This window comes from Streptomyces sp. NBC_00285 (assembly GCF_036174265.1).
In the GTDB taxonomy this organism is placed as follows: domain Bacteria; phylum Actinomycetota; class Actinomycetes; order Streptomycetales; family Streptomycetaceae; genus Streptomyces.
The window spans coordinates 8,994,770-9,017,044 of sequence record NZ_CP108055.1 but is presented as its reverse complement, the minus strand read 5'-3'; the positions used below and the strand labels follow the sequence as shown (position 1 = coordinate 9,017,044).

Below are 22,275 nucleotides of genomic sequence, written 5' to 3'. Positions count from 1 at the left end.
CATGGGCGCGCACCCGGTCCACGAGGCCCTCGATGCCGCCCGGCTGGTGGATCACCACTGCCACGGGGTGGTCACCGACGGCCTGGACGGGGCCGGCTTCGCGTCACTGATCACCGAGGGCGCGCTCTGGCCCGGGATCTCCCCCTTCGACAGCCCTGTCGGTGTGGCGGTCCGCCGCCACTGCGCTCCGGTGCTGGATCTGCCGCGGCACGCGCAGCCCGAGGACTACCTGGCCCGGCGGGCCGAGCTCGGCCCGCGGGAGGTCAACCGCCGCTTCCTGACCGCCGCGGGCACGGACGTGTTCTGTGTGGACACCGGGTACACGCCGGAACGTCTCACCACCGCGGCGCAGCTGGCGGAGGCCGCGGGCGGGACGGCGTACGAGATCGTGCGGCTGGAGGGTGTCGCGGAGGCGGTGGCGGCGCGGGGCGTGGAGCCCGACGCGTACGCGGACGTGTTCCGTGCTTCCTGTCTGGAGGCCGTGGGGCGCCCGGGAGTGGTCGCGGTGAAGTCCGTGGCTGCCTACCGGACGGGCTTCGACCTGGACCCGGCGCGTCCCTCGGACGAGGAGGTCACCCGTGCCGCCGCCGGCTGGCTGGCCCGGGGTGGGCGGCTGGCCGATCCGGTTCTCGTCCGGCATCTGCTGTGGACCGCCGTGGACCTGGGGCTGCCGCTCCAGCTGCACACCGGGTTCGGCGACAGCGACATCCGGATGCACCGCGTGGACCCGACCCACCTCACGGACTGGCTGCACCTGACCGCGGGCACCATCCCCGTCCTGCTGCTGCACTGCTGGCCGTATCAGCGGCAGGCCGCCTATCTGGCCGCGGTGTTCGAGCAGGTGTACCTGGACGTGGGTCTCACCCTGCACTACGTCGGCCCCGCGCGGTCCCGGGCGATCCTGGCGGAGGCGCTGGAGATCACGCCGTTCCGCAAGCTGCTGTACAGCTCCGACGCGTACGGCGTGGCCGAATTCCATCTGCTCGGCGCGCTGTCCTTCCGGCACGGACTGGCCGGGCTGCTCCAGGAGCGGGTGGACGCCGACGAGCTGAGCCTGCCGGACGCGTTGCGCGTCGCGGCCTGGACGAGCGGCGACAACGCCCGCCGCCTCTACGGACTTCCTGCCCCCGCCCCGTCCCACCAGGCGAGCGCGACCACGCGCCCGCCGTCCCCGGAAAGTATGATCTAGCAATGTCTGACTTGACCGAAACCACGCCCGGCTGGCTGAGCGCCGACGACCTCGAGCAGGCGCGCGCCCAGATGCCCATCCTGTACGTCGAGGCCGTGCCCGTGCGCGTCGACGACAGCGGCGAAGTCACCAGCGTCGGCCTGCTGCTGCGCATCGGCCCCGACGGAACGGTCAGCCGGACGCTGGTCTCCGGCCGCGTCCTGCACCACGAGCGGGTCAGGGACGCCCTTCTGCGCCACCTGGAGAAGGACCTGGGACCCGTGGCCCTGCCCCGGATTCCGTCCTCGCTCCAGCCGTTCACGGTGGCGGAGTACTTCCCGACCCACGGGGTCACGCCGTACCACGACCCGCGTCAGCACGCGGTGTCCCTGGCCTACGTCGTCTCGGTGGCCGGTGACTGCCGGCCCCGTCAGGACGCCCTGGACCTGGTGTGGTTCAGCCCGCAGGAGGCCCTGTCACCCGCGGTGGAGAGCGAGATGCCCGGTGGTCACGGCGTGCTGCTCAAGCAGGCGCTGGCCCATGTGGGCTGCGTCGTCTGAGGTCGCCCCTCAGTCGGTGTCCTTGCGCTGTGTGGTGCCGGGCTCGCCGGTGTCCCGCGTCCATTCGACGACCAGCTCGTCCTTGGTGCCGAAGCGGACCAGATGGCTGCCGACGACGCCCTCCAGGAGGTCGAGGTGCTCGGCCTCGGTCTCCAGGGCGAGCAGCAGCGCGCCCTCGGTGGCGGTGAGGGTGCCCCTGCCGCCGTTCTGGAAGGCGATGCTGCCCGCACCGCTGTCCTCGTCCCAGCTGGTCTCGCTGCGGCGGCCCAGGTGCGAGGCGAGCTGCTTGGCGTAGCGGTGCGGGCGGTCGGTGGCGACGCGCGCTTCGGAGCGGGGCATGGGACGACTCCCTGTGGTGCGGTGCTGCGGGACGACTCGATGCTCCCGCAACACCGGGCACCATGGGCCCATTCCCCGCCCGTCGCAGATCGCCGGGTACGGGTGCGCTTCAGGCGCGCGTCTTGTGCGTCATCGAGAACTCGTCGGCCTCCGCGAGGTCGAACTGGCCGTGGTCGCTGCCCAGCCCCTGTGCCACCAGTGCCGCGGCGGCACTGCCGAGTACGGCCGCCTCACGCGGCGTACGGCCCAGGCTCACGCCCCGCAGGAACCCTGCCGAGAAGGCGTCGCCGCAGCCGGTGGTGTCGATGACGTCGACATCGAAGGCGGGGACGGTCTCCGTGCCCTCGGCGGTGACCAGGAGGGCACCGTCGCCGCCACGGGTGACCGCGACCAGACCCGCACCGCCGGCCAGGAACTTCTTCGCGCCGGTCACCAGGTCCTGTTCCTCACTGAAGCCGAGGACCTGGTCCTCGTTGGGGAGCAGGTAGTCGACGTACGGCAGCAGCGGTTCGATCTGGTCGAAGGTGCCGAGTTCGCCGGGGGCGAGGAGGTCCACCGAGGTGACCACGCCGTGGTCCTTGGCGTGCGCCAGGATGCGCGCGGCGACTTCGGCGCCGATCAGCTCGGGGCCGCCGAGGTGCAGGTGGGTCGCCTCGGCGACCGCGTCCCAGGGCACGTCGTCGAGGCCGTAGGTGATGTTGGCACCGAGCAGGTGGAGGGTGGGGCGGTCGCCGTTGGGGCGGATGGGCAGGACGGTCGCGGAGGTGGAGGTGTCGACGCGGCGGACGAGCAGCGCGGTGTCGATGCCCGCCCTGTCGAGGAGCTGCGTGAGCAGGTCGCCGGTCGGGTCGGTGCCGATCGCTCCGGCGGTGCGCACCGAGGCGCCCAGCTTGGCGAGGGTCAGGGCGGTGCCGGCGGCGGTGCCGGCGGCGGTCATGCGGATGTCCTCGACCAGGGTCGTGCCCTGGCCCTCGGGTATCTCCTCGACCGGCCGGACCAGCACGTCCAGTACGTGCACACCCATGGTGACGACGTTCTGCGCCTTCATCGGTTTCCCTCCTGAGCGGATTGCGTGGTGCCGTAGTTGCGGGCGAGGGCTGCCTCGATCACCGCGATCTGCTGCTGTTCGTCGAGGGCGCGTGGTTTCCCGAGGGCGGCCGCGTGCTGGTACACGCCGCAGGCCCACTCCAGGAGCAGCGCGTGCTCGACCGCCTTGTCCAGGCTCGGGGCGTGGGTGACGGCCCCGTGGTTGGCCATCAGGGCCGCGCCCCGGCCCTCCAGGGCGGCGAGGACCGACTCGGCGAGGTCCGGGGTGCCGAAGGTGGCGTACGGCGCGACCCTGACGGTGCCGCCGAGGGCCAGCATCTGGTAATGGATGCAGGGGAGTTCGTCGAGGACGAGGGAGAGCGCGGTGGCCATCGGGGCGTGGGTGTGCACGACGGCGGTGGTGCCGTATCGCCGGTAGACGCCCAGGTGGAGGTCGAGCTCGGAGGTCGGCAGGAGGCTGCCGGTCACGATCTCGCCGTCGAGGTCGACGACGGTCACCTGGTCCGGGGTGAGCTCGGCGAGGACCGCGCCGGTCGCGGTGATCGCCACGTGGTCCCCGGCCCGTACGCTGACGTTGCCGGCCGTACCGATGAGCAGGCCCTCGGCTCCCAGACGGCGGCAGGCGTCCGCCACGGCGGCCCGCTCCTGGTCCAGTGCCGGGCTTGAGTCGGTCATGCGCGCGACGCTAACCTAAACCTGAAACAAAGTCACGTTCACATTCGGAGGTTGTCACGTGGGTGAGCCCACCCCGGACGCCGACTCGGCGGCATGGATCGCGTCGCTGCGGCGCACGCCCCAACAGGCCCGCAGTCGTGCCCGGTTGGCCAGAGTGCTGGACGCCGCCGAACGCATCCTGGTCGAGGAGGGCGTCGAGTCGCTCACCACGACCCGGATCGCGGCCGAGGCGCGGGTGTCGGTCGGTTCCCTGTACCAGTACCTGCCCGACCGCGGGGCGATCATCGAGGCGCTCGCGGCCGGCTACTTCGCCAAGCTGGAAGCGGCGATGGACGAGCTCGTCCGGGCCGCGTCCGCCGAGCGCTGGACGGACCCGGTCGGCGTCCTCATCGACGCGTACGCCGAGATCTACCGCACCGAACACGGCTTCCGCGCCCTGTGGTTCGGCAACGGACTGACCGAGCGGACCCGGGCCGCGGACCGTGAGCACAAGCGCCGGATGGCCGACGGGATCCGGCGCATCCTGCTCGCCCTGCACCTCGCCGAGGACGACGACAACCTCGCCCGTGCCTGCCACGCCGCCATGCTCGCGGCCGACGTCCTCGCCCAGGAGGCCTTCCGCAGGGACACGAAGGGGGACGCGGCCCTGCTGGAGGAGGCGAAGATCCTGCTGCGTGGTTATCTGACTGACATCGCCGCGCGGTACGACGTGTCCTGACGTTCTCGAGAGACGGTGCCTCATGCAACTCTCCTTCACCGGCCGGGTGATCGAATGGCGCGGTCCGGCGCCGTACTTCTTCGTCCCGGTGCCCCAGCAGGAGTCCGCCGACATCGGCGAGGTGGCCCGGATGGCCACGTACGGCTGGGGCGTGATCCCGGTGGAGGCCCGCATCGGCGGGGCCGCGTTCACGACGTCGCTCTTCCCGAAGGACGGCGGCTATCTGCTGCCGCTCAAGCAAGCGGTGCGCACACCGCAGGGGCTGGCCGCCGGGGACACCGTGAGTGTGCAGCTGACGGTCCGCTTCTGATTCCCACGGGGACCCGATCAGCCCGTCCACGTATCGTTCAGCCGTGATCCAGACCGAGCCGATGCGCCTGCCCGACATGCCGCTGCACGACCCGTTCGTCGTCGCCGACGAACAGACGCGGACCTACTACCTGTACACGTCCAACGAGCCGTCCGTGTCCGGGGTGGAGGGCGTCGGCACGATGGTCTACCGGAGCCGTGATCTTCGGGAGTGGACCCGGCCGGTCGTGGTGTTCCGGGCGGGTGAGCAGGAAGGGATCTGGGCGGCTGACGGCGGCTGGGCTCCCGAGGTGCACGAACGGGCGGGCAGGTACTACCTGTTCACCACCCTGCACGACGAGAACAGCCCGCTCCCGGTGCCGCCGCCCGGCCGCTGGGGTACCCCCTTCGCACTGCCGAACCATCTGCGCGGCACGGTCACCGCCGTGTCCGACTCGCTGCTGGGCCCCTTCACCGTCGTGGACCCGGCGCGGCCCACCCCGCCCGCGCATCTCATGACCCTGGACGGCACGCTGTACGTCGATCCGGCCGGGCAGCCCTGGATGGTGTACGCGCACGAGTGGCTGCAGACCGTCGACGGCACCATGGAGGCGATCCGGCTGGCTCCGGACCTGACCGCGACGATCGGCGACCCCGTGTTCCTGTTCAGGGGATCGGACGCGTTCTGGCTCACCGAGCAGATCCCCGCCGGCGTACCGCACCAGCTCGCGCCCTACGTCACCGACGGGCCGCAGCTCTACCGCACCCCTGACGGCGCCCTCCTCATGCTGTGGTCCACCTACGAGAAGAACACGGCCGGTGCGGACGGCACCGTCAGCGGTGGGTACGTGCAGACCTACGCCGTCTCCAGGTCCGGTGCGCTGACCGGCCCCTGGGAGCAGCGCCGGCCGCTGGTGCGGGACGACAGCGGGCACGGCATGCTGTTCCGGGCCTTCGACGGCCGGCTGATGATGATCCTTCACCGTCCCTTCGAGAACGCTCGGGGGAAGCTGTACGAGGTGGGGTTCGAGGGCGACGAGCTGCGGGTGCTGCGGCAGTGCACCGACCTCGACGGCGACGGGTGAGGCCCCGACAGGTGCTCAGCGCCTGAGGTTCGCGTTCTGGGCGGCGGTGATCACCCGGTCTCGTTCGGAGGCGCTCAACAGCCCCGCGGAGAACCAGACTCCGGCCAGTGTGCGAACCGCCTGGACGAAGGTGCCCGAGGACGTGAAGGGCGCCTGCGCCCACAGCACGTCCAGGAACGTCAGCCCGTCGCCACGCGGCCGGTTCGGGACGCCCGAGTCGCTCCCGCCGAAGACGATGACCGGTTCGGCCCGCTTGAAGTAGGCGTGATAGCGGGTGTCGTCCGCGATGTGGAAGGGGGCGAGGGTGAGCCCGTGCGTGGTGAAGTGCAGCGGGCGGCCCTCGGGGCGAACCGTGTCGGCGAGATCGCCGCGCAGCGTGAAGTCCTTGTAGAAGGAGAACGTGCGCAAGGTCGTGGCCGGGCTCTGCGCCACCAGCAGGACCGGACCGTGGAAGAGGGACTGGACCGTCGGATCGTCCGGCGCCCTCTCGATGCGCAGGCGGTAGGGGGTGGAGATGCCCACCCGGTCGCCGGCCCGCCAGTCCCTGCTCAGGGTGGCGTAGCTGCCGGGCACCGCCTCGACCGCCTGCCGTACGCCGTTGACGGTGACGGTGACTCCTGCCGTCGCCCAGGACGGGACGCGCAGTTTCAGATCCAGCCTGCCGCCGCCCTCGCGGAACGTCAGCGTGCGGACACCGTCGTACGGGTAGGTGCTCGTCTGCTCGACGACGAGCCCGCGCTCCGGCCAGCGCAGGGTCGAGGCCAGGTACAGGTTGACGTACAGCGCGGTGCCGTCGGCGGAACGGAAGTAGATCGAGTCCTGGTACTTGGTGTGGTTCTCCATGCCGGTGCCGCCGCAGCACGTACCGGTGTTGTCGTACTCGCGCACCACCCCCGGGCCCATGCCCACGAAGTACGTGACCTCCGGACTGCTGGTGCTGGGCGTGTCCCGGCGCGAGGCGAGGATGTGGTTGGTCAGGCCCCGCTCGTAGTAGTCCGGGTACTTGGGGTCCGGGTCGCGGAAGAAGAGCTGACGGGACAGCTTGAGCATGTTGTACGTGGCGCAGGTCTCGGCGTTGTTGTCGCCCAGGGTGGCCGCGATGGCGTTCCTGGCCCGGAACATCTCGCCCTGGCCTGTGCCGCCGAGGCTGTAGGTGCGGGGTCCTGCGACCATGCCCCAGAAGTTGCGGGCCGCGGCGGAGTACCGCGGCTCCCCTGTGTGGTCGAACAGCCGGATGTATCCGGTGAACTGGGGGATGTGCTGGTTGGCGTGCCGCCCGTCCAGGACGTCCCGGCCCTCGGAACAGGCGTCCAGCAACGCGGTGTTGTCGAAGCAGCGGGCGGCGGCCAGGTGTTCGGGCCGTCCGGTGAGGGCGTGCAGGTCGGCCAGCACCTCGTTCATGCCGCCGTACTCACCCGCGATGTAGATCGACCACATCCGCTCCAACTGGGCCTTCGGCAGCCCGGCGAGGCGGCTGTGCACCCAGTCGCCCATCGCCGAGGCGATCTGCAGCGCCTGCTGGTTGCCGCCCAGGGTGTGGGCGTCGAGCAGACCTCGCATGATCTTGTGGCAGGTGTAGTACGGCGCCCAGATCGTGGGGTACGTCGTGTAGCTCTCCAGCAGGATGAACTGCGTCTCCGGGTACGCCGCCAGGTAACCCGGGTGGCTCGGCCTCGGCGAACCGTGCTCCGCGAAGGCCCGCCGGCACTCTCCGAGGGCGGTGACCAGGTAGTCGAGTTTGGTCTTGAGGGCGGCTTCCCTGGTCCCGGCGTACGCCTGGGCGATCAGCGAGAGGAAGTGGCCGCCGTAGTGGCCGCGCAGATTGCCGTCGGCGGTCTCCCAGCCGCCGGGGGGCCGGGCGCCACGGGTGTCGATCCCGGCGTTGGCGCGGAAGACGGCCAGGATGCGGTCGGCGGGGTAGGAGCGGGCGTAGTCGAGCATGAGGTCGCGCTTGCGCCGGAACACGCCCTCGCCGAGGGCGACTTGATCGAGAGGGAAGGGGTGCACCGCCCAGTCGGGTGCTGCGGCGGCATGGGACGGAGAAGCGATCTGCGCGAGGGGCGCGGCGGCCGCGGTGGCGGCGGCGATCCCTAACACTCTTCTGCGGGTGGGGGGTTGGGACATGCTCGGTCTCCGATCGTGGGGGGTCTCGTCAGCGCTGGGTGAGGGGCAGCCACACGCGCATCGTCGAAGGGCCGCGGTTCGCCCAGGAGTTGTACGGCACCAGGGTGATCCCCGCCGGTTCGGCGGCGGGTGCGGTGGCGTGCCCGTGCGGGCGGTAGGGCCATGCCGGGTCGTCCGGCTCGGTGAGTTCACCCGGGGCCACGACGGTGCCGTCCGGCCCGTCCACGGGCTCGGCGGCCGCATCCACCCGTACGGCGTCGGCCTCCCGCCCGTCCGGCAGGTCCACGGACTCGGCGCAGTACACGAGCGGGCCGCGCTGGACGGCGAGCGTCCCGCGCACCGCGTCGACGCGGGGGTCCGCCTCGATCCAGCGGGGTGCGACGGGCAGTTCGAGCCGGATCTCGTCGCCGGGGCGGAAGACCCGGGTGACCGTGGCCGTGCCCGGAGGGGCCGGGCGACGGGTTCCGTCCGGGTCCACCAGCCAGGCCGTGGCACCCTGCGTCCACGCCGGGACGCGCAACGACAGGGTCCACGGGTGGTCCGGGGAGCGGGCGATCCGGACGGTCACCGCCCCGCCGGACGGGTAATCGGTGCGGACCCGCAGGGCGATGCCGTCCACGGAGATCTCCGCGTCCGCGTACTGGTGGAGCTGGATGCCCTGGTCGTCGACCGACGCGAGGTAGGTGGGCAGCAGGGCCAGCGTGCGCGCCACGTTGGTCGGGCAGCATGACACCGCGAACCAGGGGGCGCGCAGGCTGGATTCGGCGCGTGGGCTCACGGCGTCCGCGGCGGGCACGGTGCCGCGCCGGCGGCGGTGCAGGGTGTTGGCGTAGAAGAAGGACCGGCCGTCCGTGGACGGTGAGGTCGCGACGACGTTGAACAGGGTCCGCTCGGCGAGGTCGGCGAAGCGCGGTTCGCCGGTGGCGAGGAGCAGGCGCCAGCTGAGCATCACGGAGGCCACGGCCGCGCAGGTCTCCGAGTAGGCGCGGTCGGGCGGGAGGACGAAGTCGTCGCCAAACGACTCGTCGCGGTGGTGGGAGCCCATGCCACCGGTGAGGTAGGTGCGTCGGGCGACCGTGGCCTCCCACTGCCGTACGACCGCCGCGAGGAGTTCGTCGTCGTGCGTCTCCACGGCCACGTCGACGGCACCGGCCGCGAGGTAGAGGGCACGGACTGCGTGGCCGCGCAGGACGCTCGCCTGCCGTACGGGGAGGTCGTCCTGGTGGTAGGCGCGGCCGAACTCTCCGTCGGCGAGCGTGCCGTGGCCCCGGCGGTCGACGAAGAGCGCGGCCTGGTCGAGGTAGCGCTGTTCGCCGGTGGCCCTGGCCAGCTCGACGAGGGCCGTCTCGATCTCCGGGTGTCCGCAGACGCTCTCGATGCCGCCGGGCCCGAAGGTGTTGCACACATGGTCGGCCGCCCGCTGGGCGGTCTTCGCCAGCTCCCCTTCGCCGCGGGTGCGGATCTGGGCGACGCCGGCCTGGATCAGGTGGCCGTAGCAGTACAGCTCGTGGCCCCATTCGAGGTCGCTGTAGCGGGGTTGCTGACCGGGCCTGCCGAAGGCGGTGTTGAGGTAGCCGTCGGGTTCCTGGGCGGAGGCGATCGCCTCGGTGACCGGGTCGGACCCGGTTCCCGCCCAGGCCATCGCTTCGAGCAGCTTGTAGACGTCGGAGTCGGCGAACTCCCGTCCGCGCCGCTCCTGTACGGGGGCGCGGAAGTTGCCGGTCCAGCCGACGCGTTCCATCCAGTGGAGGCAGTGGTCGAGGGTGGCGGTGGCGTTGACCTCCCGGCGCCGGGCCCAGAAGCCGCCGGTGATCCTGACCTCGTCGAGGCCGAGGGGGCGTAGCCGGCCGCGGCTCGGCGCCACCGGTACGACAGGGTCTGTGTGCGCCTTCGAATCAGGCTTCGACTCAGACTTCAACGCGTCATCCCTTCAGGGCACCGGACATGAACCCGCGCACGTAGTGCCGTTGCAGAAGCAGGAAAACGAGGAGGCAGGGCACGGCGAGGACCACCACGCCGGCCTCGGTGGCGCCGTAGTCGACGGCGCCCATGCTCTGTTGCCGCAGGTTCGCCACAGCCAGCGGCAGGGGTGCCTTCTGGCTGTCGGAGATGAGGATCAGCGGTGCGATGAAGTCGTTCCAGGCCGCGAGGAACGCGAAGAGTCCCACGGTGATCAGCCCTGGCCGTACCGCCGGGAGCAGCACCCGGCGCAGGGCGCCCGCCGTGCCGCAGCCGTCGACGAGCGCCGACTCCTCCAGTTCGCGCGGGACGGCCTCGAAGGAGATCCGCATCATGAAGGTGGCGAACGGGAGTTGGAACATGGCGAGCACCAGGCTCAGCCCGATCAGGGAGTTCTGCAGGTGCAGCCGGCCGAGGAGGACGTAGAGCGGGATGAGGAGGGTGGCGTACGGGACCATGAGGATGGCCAGGGTCAGCAGGAACAGCACGTTCTTGCCGGGAAAGCTGAAGCGGGCGAAGGCGTAACCGCCGAACAGGGACACGCCGAGGGTGAGCGCCACCGTGAGGGCGGAGACGACGGTCGAGTTGAGGAGGTAGCGCCACAGGCCGGCGTCGTAGTCGAGGAGGGTGCGGTAGTTGCCGAGGCCGTAGCCGGACTCCTGGGCGGTGCCGGGCTGGGCGCTGACCGAGGCCCAGGTGTTCCACAGCAGCGGGAAGAGGAAGATGACGGCCAGGCCTGAGGCGACGACGTAGTACGGCGTCCGGCCGAGAGCTCGGGTGGGCACGGTGAGGTCCCTCCTCATGATTCGTCGGCGCGGCGCAGACCGCGGAACTGGAGGGCGTTGAGGAGCAGCAGCGCGGCCAGCACGATGATCGAAAGAGCTGCCGCCGTACCGAGGTTCAGCCGCTGGAACGCCTCCCGGTAGATCAACTGCACCACGGTGACCGTGCTGTTGTCCGGACCGCCCTTGGTGAGGACGAAGAACTGGTCGAAGGCGAGCAGCGATCCGGTCACGCACAGCAGCAGCGACAGGGCGAGGGACGGCCGAAGCAGCGGCAGGGTGATGGAGCGGAAGATCTGGCCGCGGCTCGCTCCGTCCATGCGTGCGGCCTCGTACAGCTCGGGCGGGATGCGCTGGAGGCCCACGAGCAGGATGAGCATGTAGAAGCCGGCGAACTTCCAGACGACGAGGAACACCGTCGACAACAGGGCGGAGTTCGGGGTGCCGAGGAAGGACACCGGGTCGTCGACGAGGCCGAGTTTCTCCAGGGTGTGGCTGAAGGGGCCGGTGGTGGGGCTGTACATGCCCCAGAACAGCAGCGACGCGGAGGCGAGGCCCAGGGCGCCGGGCAGGAAGTACACCGTACGGAAGAAGCCGGTGCCGGGACGGGACTCCTGCACAAGCAGCGCGAGGAGGAGGGCCAGTCCGAGGAGGACGACCGTGACGATCCCTGTGTAGAGGAGCGTGAAGCGCACGGCGGGCCAGAACAGGGTGCTGTCGGTGACGTCGGTGTAGTTCTCGGGGGCGTTGCCGCCCCGGTCGCCGGAGAGCAACGGCCAGTCGTGCAACGACATCTGGCCGACGAGGAGCAGCGGCAGGACGAAGAGGACGGCGACGAACACGGCTGTGGGGGCGGCGTAGGCGAGGCCCTGGAGTGTGCGGGAGTGCCACAGCGGGCGGCGGGCGGGCCAGGGTTCCGTCCGGACCGGGGGTTCGACTGTCGCCCGGTCCGGTGTCTTGACCTGCATGTCCCTCCTGAGCCGTAGGCCGTGGGGCACGGTCAGTCGCCCAGTGAGGCGGTGACGGCCTCGTTGTCCTTCTCGACCTTCGCCGCGTCACCGAAGACGGCGTCGCGCATCAGGGTCAGCCAGGGCCCGTTGGGGTCGTTGAAGGTCTGGCCGAACTTGAGCGCGTAGGGGGTACGGCCGTCCGCAACCAGCTGGTTGATGGCGACCAGGCGCGGGTCGGCCTTGGAGTACTTGTTGGACGCGAGGTCGGTGCGCGCCACCACGTCCTTGTGGGCGGCGACCACGTCGACCTGCGCCTCATCACCCACGGACCAGGCCAGGAAGTTCCAGGCCTGGTCGGTCTTCCTGCTGGTGGCGGAGATACCGATGGCGTCGCCGCCGACGAAGGTGGACTTGCCGCCGTCGGGCCCGGGGATGGGGGCGACACCGAGGTCGAGGTCCTTGGGCATCAGGCCCAGGGTCGTCGACGGCATCGGCATCACGCCGACCTTGCCCTTGGGGAAGACGCCGGTCCAGGTCACGCCGGTCTCGTCGCGGGCGCCCGGTGCGACGATGTCGTCCTGGACCCAGCCGCGGTAGGTGTCGTAGACCTTCTTGGCGGTGTCGGAGGCGAGGGTGGCCTCGGTGCCGTCCTTGTTCAGTACGTCGTCGCCGGCGGCCCAGATGGACGGCCACCAGGTGAAGACGCCGCAGCCGCCGCAGTTGCCGCCGAAGAAGGTGCCGTTGACGCCGCCGCCCAACTTGTCGACGGCCCGGGCCTGTCGGTCCCATTCGGCGAGCGTGGTCGGCGGCTTGTCCGGGTCGAGCTTCGCCTTACGGTAGAGGTCCTTGTTGTAGAAGAGCACCGACAGGTCGAGGGTGTGCGGGACGACGTACTTCTTGCCGTCGTAGGTGCCCGCCTTGATGTGCGACTGCGCGAGGTCGTCGGCGAAGGGCAGGGCGTCGATGCGGCTGGTGAGGTCGGCGAACAGCCCGCTGGAGGTGTAGTTCGGGACGAACACCACGTCGGAGGCGAAGAGGTCGGGGAGGTCCTTGGAACCGGCGGCCGCGCCGACCTTGGCCTGGTAGTCGTCGGTGGGGACGACGGTCAGCTCGACCCTGTTCTTGTGGTGCGCGTTGTACGCCTTGACCAGGGCCTCGCTCTGCGGGCGGGTCGCCGCGCGGGTCCACATCGTCAGCGTGGCGCCGTCGTCGACGCCCTTGGCGTCCGCGGTGCCCCCTCCCTCGCCGGCCCCGTCGTCGTCCCCCGATCCGCAGGCCGTGGCCAGGCCGACGGTGGCGACCAGCGCGACCGCGGCGGTGACGAGTCGGCGGACGGGTCCCAGTGATCCGGTCGGGCTCCCCATGGCGATCCCCCTTCGTGACGAGCACCCGGAAGAAACAATCCGAAAAGGCTTTCGCAAAGCTAGGACCGAGCTGACGTCCCGTCAATCCCCTGTGCAGAACAAGGGGTTCAGGTGGGCTACCGAAACTTCTCGCGTACCGTTCAGGCACGCGATGCGAGACAGGAGACACGCATGACATCCGCCCCCGGCCCCTCTCGTGCGCACACCGCCACCCTCACCGACGTCGCCCGGCTGGCGGGCGTCTCCGTGGCGACCGCGTCCAAGGCCCTCAACGGCCGCAGCCAGGTGCGCGCCGAGACCCGGCAGCGGGTGATCGAGGCGGCCGAGCGGCTGTCGTTCCGGCCCAACCAGGTCGCCCGCGGTCTGCTCGCCGGACGGACGGGCACCGTCGGACTGCTCACCAGCGACCTGGAGGGCAGATTCAGCATCCCCATCCTCATGGGCGCCGAGGACGCCTTCGGCGCGGGCGAGGTCGCGGTGTTCCTGTGCGACGCCAGGGGGGACGCGATCCGCGAGCAGCATCATGTGCGGGCCCTGCTCGGGCGCCGGGTGGACGGCCTGATCGTGGTGGGCAGCCGGACCGATCCGCGCCCGTCCCTGGGCCGTGACCTGCCCGTTCCCGTCGTGTACGCCTATGCCCCCTCGGCCGATCCGGCGGATCTGTCGATCGTGCCGGACAACGTGGACGCGGGCCGGATCGCGGTGGAGCACCTGCTGGCCTGCGGCCGCACCCGGATCGCGCACATCACCGGCGACCCGGGGTATGTCGCGGCGCGGGACCGGGCGGACGGGGCCCGGGCGGCGCTCGCCGAGGAGGGGCTGGCCTTCGTCGGGGAACCGCGGTTCGCCGAGTGGACGGAGGGCTGGGGGCGGGCGGCCACCGCGATGCTGCTGGAGCGGCACCCCGACGTGGACGCGGTGCTGTGCGGCAGCGACCAGATCGCGCGCGGCGTCATCGAGATCCTGCGGGAGCGCGGGCACCGAGTGCCGGAGGACGTGGCGGTCATGGGCTTCGACAACTGGCAGGTCCTGACCTCCGCCTGCCGGCCACAGCTGACGAGTGTCGACATGAACCTGGAGCAGGTCGGGCGGGCGGCCGCGCAGGCGCTGTTCGGCGCGATCGCCGGCGCCCCGAGCACCGGGGTCGAGACGCTGCCCTGCCGAGTGGTGATCCGGGGCTCGACGGCCTCCCTGTCCTGAACCGGACCCTCGTTTCAACTCGACTGTCATACACCTCCCTTGACACTCCCTCAGCTCGCTTCTACGTTGCGAAAACCTTTTAGGTCGTTTCAGCCAAAGGTCGTTTCGGCAACCGGGAGCATCGATGCGAAGACGAACAGAGCCCGTCCTCCAGCGCTTCCTCGTGGTCCTGGCGCTCCTCCTGTGTTCCGTCTGCGTCGCGACGCCCGCCCGCGCCGCGCAGACCATCGGCTTCCCCACCTTCGGCGGACCCGCGATCCCGGCCCCGCCCGTCGCCCAGACCACGGGCGACATGATGCGGGCCATCTACGACGCGGAAAGCTCGGGCACCGACTTCTGGATGGACCGCCTGCTGGCCCGTACCGGCGACGATCCGTCCGGTCCCTGGCTGATGAGCCGTGGACGTGCGCTCTTCATGAAGGAGCACGATCCGGCCCGGCTCGGGTTCGCCGGCAAGGTCGCCTACTGGGAGAGCATCAGCGACAACAGCGCCTACACGGTCGCGATCACCCCGGGCACCTTCACCGAACAGGTCTCCCAGCGCCGCCAGACGCCCAGCAACTGGAAGAGCGTGCACACCAGCGGCTCGGTCACGGTCGAGCAGACCAAGTTCATCACCGACAACAACGTCGCCGTCACGAACCTGTCGATCCGGAACAACGGCAGCGGCTCGACCACCCTGCAACTGCGGGCGACTTCGCCGTACGCCACCACGGGCACCGGCAGCGAGCTGACCGGGCAGGTGGGCGCCTACAACAACCTCACCACCATCCGGCCCCGGCTCACCGGCGACGGCTTCAGCGTTTCGAGCGGCGGCCTCAACCGGTCGGTGACGGTCGCGGCGGGGGCCACGGTGACCGCCAAGCTGGTGATGGGCTTCGTCACCGACGAGATCCCCGAGTCGCTCAGCGAGTACAACGCCTACGCGGGCTACTCCAACGCGACCGCCTTCGCGACCCACGTCCGGGCGTACAACCTGTGGTGGGCCCAGAACGTGCCCTACATCGACGTACCCGAACCGGCGATCAAGAAGAACATCTACTACCGCTGGTGGCTGATGCGCTTCAACAACCTCGACGCCGACATCCCCGGGCAGACCTTCCAGTTCCCGACCTCCACCGAGGGCGTCCTCGGCTACAACAACGCGATCGCGCTGACCCAGCCGATGCACATCGACGACCTCAAGTACCTGCGCAATCCCGCCTATTCGTACGGCGACTGGCTCAGCGTCGGCCAGGTGTCGAAGGGCGGCCGGTTCCTCGACAACCCAGGCGATCCGGAGAACTGGTCCAACAGCTACACCCAGTACATCGCCGAGGCGGCCTGGAAGAGCTACCAGATCCACGGCGGCCAGCCGGCGATCGCCGCCCAGCTCGCGCACTACGCCGAGGGCGACGTGAAGGGCCAGCTCGCCTACTACGACCACGACAACAACAAGCTGATCGAGTACGACTGGGGCGCCCTGACCGGCAACGACGCCGACGCGGTCTCCTTCCACTGGAAGCCCGGCAACATGGACCGCGCCGAGTCCGCGTACCAGTACAGCGGCGCCCTCGCCGCCGCGCAGGCCTACGAGGCGACCGGCAACACCGCCAAGGCCACCGAGATGCGCACCCTGGCGACACAGATCAAGGACGCCATCGTCACCGTGCTGTGGAACCCCAACAGGCAGCTGTTCGAGCACCGGTTGAAGTCGACGAACGAGTGGGTGCCCTGGAAGGAGATCAACAACTACTACCCGTTCTCGGTCGGAGCCGTCCCCAACACGGCAACGTACAAGCAGGCGTTGCGCCTTTTCGACGACCCGGCACAGTACCCGGTCTTCCCCTTCTACACGGCCAACCAGGTCGACAAGCAGGCGGCCGCGGCAGCCGGGAACCCGGGCTCCAACAACTTCTCGACCATCAACTCCACGGTCCAGTTCCGCCTCTACTCCTCGGTGTTGCGCAACTACCCCAACTCCTGGATGAACGCGACGGACTACAAGAAGCTCCTCTACTGGAACACCTGGGCGCAGTACGTCGGCGGCAACACCCAGTGGCCGGACGCCAACGAGTTCTGGGCCGACTGGAACGGAAGCGGCATCGACTACCGCTCCTGGATCCACCACAACATCCTCGGCAGCAGCAACTGGACCGTCATCGAGGACGTGGCGGGCCTGCGGCCGCGCAGCGACGCCAAGGTCGAGCTCTCCCCCATCGACATCGGCTGGGACCACTTCACGGTCAACAACCTGCGTTACCGGGGCGCCGACCTGTCGGTCGTCTGGGACGATCCGGCCGACGGCGTGGTGCGCTACCCGGGCATCCCGGAGGGCTACTCGATCTACGTGAACGGCAGCCGGGTGGCCACGGTCGGCTCGCTGGTGCCCTTCACCTGGGACCCGGCCACCGGTGACGTCACCACGAGCGGCACCGTCACCCACCACACGGCCGTGCCCGGACTCAAGGCGCCGAACCAGGTCGTGCAGGACAGCCCGCGCATGGTCGACATGCTCGCCAAGGCGGGCGTCGACCTCACCGCCGACCTGACCAACCTCGCCGCCGGGGCCACGGTGTCCGCCTCCTCCACCGGTTCCGGCAGCAGCACGGCCGGCGCGGTCGACGGCTACCCCACCAACGAGCCGTTCTGGGGCGCCGGCGGGTCGGCCGCCCAGGACTGGTACGAGCTCAACTTCGGCACCGCCCGCACGCTCAACGAGGTGCGCCTGTACTTCAAGGACAGCCGCCCGGCGTCGACCACCTATCGAGCTCCGTCGGCGTACACCGTCCAGTACTACAACGGCAGTTCATGGGTGGACGCCCCAGGACAGACGAAGAGTCCGACAGCTCCGCGCGCCAACTACGACCTGGTGCGGTTCCCCGCGATCAGCGCCCAGCGCGTGCGCATCCTGGCCACCAACGCGTCCGGGGCCAGGACGGGCCTGACCGAGGTCAAGGTGTTCAACCGGGGCGGGGTCCAGCCACCGGCCAACCAGGCGACATCGGCGACGGCTTCGGCGTCGTACACCTCCTCCTGGGAGAGTGTCGCGGCGGTCAACGACGGCATCGATCCGCCCTCGTCCAACGACACCGTCAACCCGCGCTGGGGCACCTGGCCGCAGACGGGCCAGCAGTGGGCCGAACTGACCTGGCCGTCGGCGAAGACCCTGAACAAGGCCGACGTGTACTTCTTCGACGACGACCAGGGCATCGACATGCCCGCCTCCTGGAAGCTCCAGTACTGGAACGGCAGCGCCTACGTCGACGTGCCCGGGGCGAGCGGCTATCCCCTGGCCAAGAACCAGTACAACAGCGTCACTTTCACCGCCACCGACACCACCCGGCTACGAGTGCTGCTCACGAGCAACGGCAGCAACTCCGTCGGCCTCCTCGAAGCAAAGGTGTACGGCCCGTGACCAGAACCAGAATCCTCCTGGCCCTGCTCGTCCTGGCGACGGCTTTCCTCGTCGCACCACCCGCCTCCGCCGCCGTCACCTTCACGTCGACAGCCGTGAACCAGAGCGGAGGCAACTGCCTCGACCTGCCCGGCAGTTCGACGACGGCCGGTGCTCAACTCCGGACGTTCACCTGCTCATCGGGCGCCAACCAGAACACCGTCTACACACCCGTCTCCGGTACGAGCGACACCTACACGATCACCACCCAGTCCGGTCAGTGCGTCGACGTCTACGGTGCCTCCACGGCGGACAACGCGGCAATCATCCAGTGGCCGTGCCACGGCGGCACCAACCAGCAATGGCGACTCGTCCCCGTGACGGTCTCCGGCACCGACAGGACCTTCAACCTCGTGTCGGTCGGCTCGGGCAAGTGCGTGGCGCCGAGCGGCGGTTCGTCGGCGTCGAACACCACCCTGGTCCAACTGCCGTGCTCCACCAGCGGCGGCAGGGTGTGGCGGCTGCCCGCCTTCACCGGCGGCACCACCACACCGGGCACCTTCACCAACCCGCTCTCCCAGCACGGGCCCGACCCCTGGCTGACGTACTACGACGGCTCCTACTACCTCGCCACCACGACCTGGAACTCCACGGTCACCATGCGCAGGGCGAGCACACTGGCAGGGCTCGCCACCGCCTCCGACCAGGTGATCTTCAATCTGACCCGGCCCAACGGGGCGGGCACGATGTGGGCACCGGAGTTCCATCTGCTCGACGGTCCGAACGGCAAACGGTGGTACTTCTACTACACGGCCGGGCGGGAGCCGTACGACCTCGGCACCCAGCGGATCCATGTGCTGGAGAGCGCCGGACTGGACCCGATGGGGCCCTACACCTTCAAGGCCGACCTGCTCGACCCGACCCAGGACAACACCTGGGAGCTGGATCCGGGCATCCTCCAACTGGGCGGTCAGCTCTATCTGTTGGGGACCTTCTACAACGGTTCGCAACCCATGTTCATCCGGCCGCTCGCCAACCCGTGGACCGCGAGCGGTGCCCGCCGGGTGCTGTCCACCCCGACCTACAGCTGGGAGACCGTGGGCGGCGCGGTCAACGAGGGCGCCGAGGTGCTCCAGCGGAACGGCAGGACGTTCATCGTGTACTCGGCGAGCCACTGCTCCACGCCCGACTACAAGCTGGGCATGCTCACCTACAACGGCGGCGACCCGCTCAGCGCCTCCTCCTGGGTCAAGTCACCGAACCCGGTCTTTCAGCGGTCCAACGCCAACGGGGTGTACGGCCCCGGCCACAACGGCTTCTTCAAGTCGCCCGACGGGACCGAGGACTGGATCGTCTACCACGCCAACAATTCCGCGAGCGGTGGCTGCGACATGAACCGCACCACCAGGGCACAGAAGTTCACCTGGAACGCCGACGGCACCCCGAACTTCGGCACCCCGGTGGCTCTGGGCGTCCCGCTGACGTCACCGTCGGGCGAATAGGAGGGCCCGCGACCACACGGCCGACTCACGGGCCCGGCGTCGGCGCCGATCCACGACACGGCCGGCGCCGGGTCCGACCCCATGGCACGCGAAAAAGGGCCCCGCAGGCTCTCGCCTGCGAAGACCCTTCGCACCGTCGGGACGACAGGATTTGAACCTGCGACCCCTTGACCCCCAGTCAAGTGCGCTACCAAGCTGCGCCACGTCCCGGTGCCTGTCTGACCTGGGGTTTCCCCTGGCCGAACGTGCAAAGAAACCATACCGCACTCGGGTCGATGGTCGCGCACTCCTTTACCCGCCGGACGTCGGGGTCGATCGAGCTCGCACAGCTGGTGCGGGTGACGTGCGGGCCGTCAGCCGGAGTCCGGCCGCCCCAGTCCCGGGTACACGTCGAGCAGCTGGGGCGGGGCCGCCTGGCGCCACGAGTCGGCGAGGATGTCCCGCAGCTCCCCCTCGTCCTCGACCGCGGCGAGGCGGGCGCGCACCCAGGCGAACTGCGCCTCGTGGTCGGCGATCCAGAACTTCCCCGGCTCGGCGAGCACCAGCTCGTCCCGCTCCTCCTTCGGGCAGCGCACGGCGATGGAGGTCTCGTCCTCGGGCAGGGTGGCGAACATCTTCCCCGCGACCCGGAACGTGGGCATGTTCCAGGCGATCTTCTCCGTCGTGTCCGGCAGGGAGAGGGCGACACGGCGTACGTCTTCGGCGTCCGGCATGACAGGCACCGTATCCTTCCGTACCGACAATCACCTGGTGGGAGCGGCCGCACCCGACCGCTGGCAGTACAGCGTCGTCGGCCGCGGCACTCCGGCGGGAGCGGCAGCGCAGTCGGGGATGGCCCCGGCCCGGATCCAGCCGCCCGAGCCGTAGAGGCGTTCGGCGAGGCTGTCGATCCCGGTGTCGATCAGCAGGTCAGCAGACTCCTCGGTGCGGACCGTACGTTGAGCCTCGTTCAGGCTGGTGACGATCACGGCGGCCTACGCCCCCGCCGCCTCCCCCAACGCCTCCAGCACCGGCCGGATCAGCGGATGTCCCTCCGCTCCTCGCCGTACCGCCGCGAACACCCGCCGCGTGGGCGCCGGCCCGTCCACCGGGCGTACGACCACTCCCGCGAGGTCCATCCCCCGCAGCGCCGAACGCGGCACCAACGCCACTCCCGCTCCCGCCGACGCCAGTGCCACCACCGCGCGGAAGTCGTCCGAGGAGTGCTCCAGACGCGGCTGGAATCCGGCGTTCTCGCAGGCCAGGACCACGACGTCATGGCAGGGGTTGCCCGGGTAGGGGCCGATCCACGGGTCCTTGGCGAGCTCCGCCAGCGGTACCTCGCCCGCGTCGGCCAGCCGATGGCTCACCGGCACGACCGCGTCGAAGGGCTCGGCGTACAGCGGCACGTGCGCCAGGCGAGGGTCGTCGGCAGGCGGAGCGCCGCGGTATTCGACCGCGACCGCGACGTCGACCTGCCGGTCCAGGACCATCGGCAGACTGGCGTCGCCCTCGGCGTCCTGGACGCGGATCCGGATACCGGGTGCCGTCGAGGCCAGACGGGCCACCGCGGGCGCCACGACCAGGACGATTCCGGTCGCGAAGGAGGCGACGGTGACCGTGCCGGCGGCGCCCGAGCTGTACGCGGCGAGTTCGGCCTCCGCCCGCTCCAGCTGGGCGAGGACCGCGTTGGTGTGGCTCAGCAGGATCTCACCGGCCGGAGTCAGCCGTACGCCCTTGGCGCCGCGCTCGACGAGGCGGTGGCCCGTCTCCTGTTCCAGAGCCGTCAGCTGCTGCGAGACCGCCGAGGGTGTGAGGTAGAGCGCGGCGGCAGCCGCCGTCACCGTGCGGTGGTCGGCCACCGCACGCAGGATGTGGAGCCGCCGCGCTTCGATCATGGATCGATTATCGCAATATGTCCGAGACCGCCGTCGGCTCAGGCCGCCAGCTCGGCCCGGGCCGCCACGAAGGCGTCGACCGCGCGGTTCACGTCGTCCGTGGAGTGCGCGGCCGACAGCTGCACGCGGATTCGCGCCTGACCGTGCGGCACCACCGGATACGAGAAACCGATCACGTACACCCCGCGCTCAAGCAGCAGCTCCGCCAGCCGGCCCGCCTCGGAGGCATCTCCGATCATGACGGGCGCGATGGCGTGATCGCCGGGCAGGACGTCGAAGCCCTCCTCGGCCATACGGCGACGGAAAAGGCCGGTGTTCTCGCGCAACCGGATACGCAGATCGTCCGCGGACTCCAGGATGTCGAGCACCTTGAGGGAGGCCGCGGCGATCACCGGGGCGAGCGTGTTCGAGAAGAGGTACGGCCGTGAGCGCTGGCGCAGCAGCGCGACGATCTCGGCGCGGGCGGCGACGTAGCCCCCGGAGGCACCGCCGAGCGCCTTGCCGAGGGTGCCGGTGATGATGTCGACGCGGTCCATGACGTGGTGCAGCTCGGGGGTTCCGCGGCCGCCGGGTCCGACGAAGCCGACGGCGTGGGAGTCGTCGACCATGACCATGGCGTCGTAGCGGTCGGCCAGGTCGCAGATCTCGCCGAGGGGGGGCCACATAGCCGTCCATCGAGAAGACGCCGTCGGTGACGATCAGACGTCGCCGGGCGTCCGAGGCGTCCTTCAACTGCCGTTCCAGGTCGGCCAGATCACGGTTGGCGTACCGGAAGCGGCGAGCCTTGGACAGCCGGATGCCGTCGATGATCGACGCGTGGTTGAGCGCGTCGGAGATCACCGCGTCCTCGGGGCCGAGGAGGGTTTCGAAGACACCGCCGTTGGCGTCGAAGCAGGAGGAGTACAGGATCGTGTCCTCCTGGCCGAGGAAGGCGGCGAGTCGCGCCTCCAGCTCCTTGTGCACCTCCTGGGTGCCGCAGATGAAGCGGACCGAGGCCATGCCGTAGCCCCAGCGGTCCAGGGCCTCGTGTGCGGCGGCGATCACCTCGGGGTGGTCGGCGAGGCCGAGGTAGTTGTTGGCACAGAAGTTGAGCACCTCGCCGGGGCGGCCGCCCGCGGAGACGTGCACGGCCCTGGACTGCGGGGTGTCGATGACCCGCTCGGGCTTGTGCAGGCCGGCAGCGCGGATCTCGTCGAGGGTGGCACACAGGTCGTCGCGCACGGAGTCGAACATCATCAGTCCCTAGTGAGATTCAGTGGGT

General features: G+C 70.1%; 19 protein-coding genes, 1 tRNA gene and 1 pseudogene. 8 read left to right on the top strand and 13 right to left on the bottom strand.

The window, feature by feature from the left end:
- Position 1 precedes the first annotated feature (1 nt).
- Both OHT57_RS41320 and OHT57_RS41315 read left to right on the top strand, forming a co-directional pair.
- Positions 2 to 1,189: an amidohydrolase family protein gene (locus OHT57_RS41320; RefSeq protein WP_328752063.1), complete on the top strand. Its 1,188-nt coding sequence runs from the start codon at positions 2 to 4 to the stop codon at positions 1,187 to 1,189.
- 2 nt (positions 1,190 to 1,191) lie between these two features.
- A complete protein-coding gene (locus tag OHT57_RS41315; RefSeq protein WP_328752061.1) occupies positions 1,192 to 1,728 on the top strand; it encodes an NUDIX hydrolase family protein in 537 nt (178 codons plus the stop codon).
- Between the two features lie 9 nt (positions 1,729 to 1,737).
- On the opposite strand, the gene OHT57_RS41310 is transcribed toward OHT57_RS41315, so the two are convergent.
- The 3 genes from OHT57_RS41310 to OHT57_RS41300 form a co-directional block, all read right to left on the bottom strand.
- Positions 1,738 to 2,067 (bottom strand): DUF2218 domain-containing protein, encoded by a 330-nt coding sequence (locus OHT57_RS41310; protein WP_328752059.1) that lies wholly within the window; start codon positions 2,065 to 2,067, stop codon positions 1,738 to 1,740.
- Between the two features lie 109 nt (positions 2,068 to 2,176).
- Positions 2,177 to 3,115: a carbohydrate kinase family protein gene (locus OHT57_RS41305; RefSeq protein ID WP_328752058.1), complete on the bottom strand. Its 939-nt coding sequence runs from the start codon at positions 3,113 to 3,115 to the stop codon at positions 2,177 to 2,179.
- Complete coding sequence (locus OHT57_RS41300) at positions 3,112 to 3,789, bottom strand: class II aldolase/adducin family protein (RefSeq protein WP_328752056.1); 678 nt, start codon at positions 3,787 to 3,789, stop codon at positions 3,112 to 3,114. The genes OHT57_RS41305 and OHT57_RS41300 overlap by 4 nt, the downstream gene beginning before the upstream one ends.
- Positions 3,790 to 3,847: 58 nt before the next feature.
- On the opposite strand from OHT57_RS41300, the gene OHT57_RS41295 reads away from it, so the two are divergent.
- The 3 genes from OHT57_RS41295 to OHT57_RS41285 all read left to right on the top strand — a co-directional run bounded on the left by OHT57_RS41295 (position 3,848) and on the right by OHT57_RS41285 (position 5,880).
- The gene (locus OHT57_RS41295) at positions 3,848 to 4,507 is read left to right on the top strand and encodes a TetR/AcrR family transcriptional regulator (RefSeq protein ID WP_328752054.1); all 660 of its coding nucleotides are present in this window, start codon (positions 3,848 to 3,850) and stop codon (positions 4,505 to 4,507) included.
- Between the two features lie 22 nt (positions 4,508 to 4,529).
- Entirely contained in the window at positions 4,530 to 4,817 is a 288-nt protein-coding gene (locus OHT57_RS41290; protein ID WP_328752052.1) for a DUF1905 domain-containing protein, read from the top strand.
- 61 nt (positions 4,818 to 4,878) lie between these two features.
- Complete coding sequence (locus OHT57_RS41285) at positions 4,879 to 5,880, top strand: glycoside hydrolase family 43 protein (RefSeq protein ID WP_328753476.1); 1,002 nt, start codon at positions 4,879 to 4,881, stop codon at positions 5,878 to 5,880.
- Positions 5,881 to 5,895: 15 nt separating this feature from the next.
- Here the strand turns inward: OHT57_RS41285 and OHT57_RS41280 are convergent, their stop codons facing one another.
- The 5 genes from OHT57_RS41280 to OHT57_RS41260 are packed head-to-tail and all read right to left on the bottom strand — an operon-like array spanning position 5,896 to position 13,059.
- Entirely contained in the window at positions 5,896 to 8,004 is a 2,109-nt protein-coding gene (locus tag OHT57_RS41280; protein ID WP_328752051.1) for a glycoside hydrolase family 127 protein, read from the bottom strand.
- A gap of 28 nt (positions 8,005 to 8,032) precedes the next feature.
- Entirely contained in the window at positions 8,033 to 9,868 is a 1,836-nt protein-coding gene (locus tag OHT57_RS41275; protein ID WP_328752049.1) for a glycoside hydrolase family 127 protein, read from the bottom strand.
- Between the two features lie 58 nt (positions 9,869 to 9,926).
- Positions 9,927 to 10,748, bottom strand: a complete 822-nt coding sequence (locus OHT57_RS41270; protein WP_328752048.1) for a carbohydrate ABC transporter permease — start codon at positions 10,746 to 10,748, stop codon at positions 9,927 to 9,929.
- Positions 10,749 to 10,762: 14 nt separating this feature from the next.
- Entirely contained in the window at positions 10,763 to 11,713 is a 951-nt protein-coding gene (locus tag OHT57_RS41265; protein WP_328752046.1) for a carbohydrate ABC transporter permease, read from the bottom strand.
- 32 nt (positions 11,714 to 11,745) lie between these two features.
- A complete protein-coding gene (locus OHT57_RS41260; protein ID WP_328752044.1) occupies positions 11,746 to 13,059 on the bottom strand; it encodes an ABC transporter substrate-binding protein in 1,314 nt (437 codons plus the stop codon).
- A gap of 171 nt (positions 13,060 to 13,230) precedes the next feature.
- On the opposite strand from OHT57_RS41260, the gene OHT57_RS41255 reads away from it, so the two are divergent.
- The 3 genes from OHT57_RS41255 to OHT57_RS41245 all read left to right on the top strand — a co-directional run bounded on the left by OHT57_RS41255 (position 13,231) and on the right by OHT57_RS41245 (position 19,137).
- A complete protein-coding gene (locus OHT57_RS41255; RefSeq protein ID WP_328752042.1) occupies positions 13,231 to 14,259 on the top strand; it encodes a LacI family DNA-binding transcriptional regulator in 1,029 nt (342 codons plus the stop codon).
- A 124-nt stretch (positions 14,260 to 14,383) separates the two neighbouring features.
- Positions 14,384 to 17,656, top strand: a complete 3,273-nt coding sequence (locus OHT57_RS41250; RefSeq protein WP_328752040.1) for a discoidin domain-containing protein — start codon at positions 14,384 to 14,386, stop codon at positions 17,654 to 17,656.
- Entirely contained in the window at positions 17,653 to 19,137 is a 1,485-nt protein-coding gene (locus tag OHT57_RS41245) for a family 43 glycosylhydrolase (RefSeq protein WP_328752038.1), read from the top strand. Before OHT57_RS41250 ends, OHT57_RS41245 begins: the two co-directional genes overlap by 4 nt.
- A 136-nt stretch (positions 19,138 to 19,273) precedes the next feature.
- Here the strand turns inward: OHT57_RS41245 and OHT57_RS41240 are convergent.
- The 5 genes and pseudogenes from OHT57_RS41240 to OHT57_RS41220 form a co-directional block, all read right to left on the bottom strand.
- Positions 19,274 to 19,347: transfer RNA gene (locus OHT57_RS41240), tRNA-Pro, on the bottom strand.
- 143 nt (positions 19,348 to 19,490) lie between these two features.
- Positions 19,491 to 19,850 (bottom strand): MmcQ/YjbR family DNA-binding protein, encoded by a 360-nt coding sequence (locus OHT57_RS41235; RefSeq protein WP_328752036.1) that lies wholly within the window; start codon positions 19,848 to 19,850, stop codon positions 19,491 to 19,493.
- 30 nt (positions 19,851 to 19,880) lie between these two features.
- Positions 19,881 to 20,105, bottom strand: coding sequence for a hypothetical protein (locus tag OHT57_RS41230; RefSeq protein WP_328752034.1), 225 nt, complete (start codon positions 20,103 to 20,105; stop codon positions 19,881 to 19,883).
- Positions 20,106 to 20,111: 6 nt separating this feature from the next.
- Positions 20,112 to 21,014, bottom strand: coding sequence for a LysR family transcriptional regulator (locus OHT57_RS41225; protein ID WP_328752032.1), 903 nt, complete (start codon positions 21,012 to 21,014; stop codon positions 20,112 to 20,114).
- A 38-nt stretch (positions 21,015 to 21,052) separates the two neighbouring features.
- Positions 21,053 to 22,247 (bottom strand): annotated as a pseudogene (locus tag OHT57_RS41220) (glycine C-acetyltransferase).
- Positions 22,248 to 22,275: the final 28 nt, after the last annotated feature.

What these genes read in the sequence shown, in the direction of transcription:
- OHT57_RS41285 (WP_328753476.1), top strand. Translation starts at nt 4,879, where the DNA reads ATGCGCCTGCCCGACATGCCGCTGCACGACCCGTTCGTCGTCGCCGAC.
- OHT57_RS41310 (WP_328752059.1), bottom strand. Translation starts at nt 2,067, where the DNA reads ATGCCCCGCTCCGAAGCGCGCGTCGCCACCGACCGCCCGCACCGCTAC.
- OHT57_RS41250 (WP_328752040.1), top strand. Translation starts at nt 14,384, where the DNA reads ATGCGAAGACGAACAGAGCCCGTCCTCCAGCGCTTCCTCGTGGTCCTG.
- OHT57_RS41320 (WP_328752063.1), top strand. Translation starts at nt 2, where the DNA reads ATGGGCGCGCACCCGGTCCACGAGGCCCTCGATGCCGCCCGGCTGGTG.
- OHT57_RS41265 (WP_328752046.1), bottom strand. Translation starts at nt 11,713, where the DNA reads ATGCAGGTCAAGACACCGGACCGGGCGACAGTCGAACCCCCGGTCCGG.
- OHT57_RS41235 (WP_328752036.1), bottom strand. Translation starts at nt 19,850, where the DNA reads ATGCCGGACGCCGAAGACGTACGCCGTGTCGCCCTCTCCCTGCCGGAC.
- OHT57_RS41290 (WP_328752052.1), top strand. Translation starts at nt 4,530, where the DNA reads ATGCAACTCTCCTTCACCGGCCGGGTGATCGAATGGCGCGGTCCGGCG.
- OHT57_RS41255 (WP_328752042.1), top strand. Translation starts at nt 13,231, where the DNA reads ATGACATCCGCCCCCGGCCCCTCTCGTGCGCACACCGCCACCCTCACC.
- OHT57_RS41260 (WP_328752044.1), bottom strand. Translation starts at nt 13,059, where the DNA reads ATGGGGAGCCCGACCGGATCACTGGGACCCGTCCGCCGACTCGTCACC.
- OHT57_RS41280 (WP_328752051.1), bottom strand. Translation starts at nt 8,004, where the DNA reads ATGTCCCAACCCCCCACCCGCAGAAGAGTGTTAGGGATCGCCGCCGCC.
- OHT57_RS41305 (WP_328752058.1), bottom strand. Translation starts at nt 3,115, where the DNA reads ATGAAGGCGCAGAACGTCGTCACCATGGGTGTGCACGTACTGGACGTG.
- OHT57_RS41315 (WP_328752061.1), top strand. Translation starts at nt 1,192, where the DNA reads ATGTCTGACTTGACCGAAACCACGCCCGGCTGGCTGAGCGCCGACGAC.
- OHT57_RS41225 (WP_328752032.1), bottom strand. Translation starts at nt 21,014, where the DNA reads ATGATCGAAGCGCGGCGGCTCCACATCCTGCGTGCGGTGGCCGACCAC.
- OHT57_RS41300 (WP_328752056.1), bottom strand. Translation starts at nt 3,789, where the DNA reads ATGACCGACTCAAGCCCGGCACTGGACCAGGAGCGGGCCGCCGTGGCG.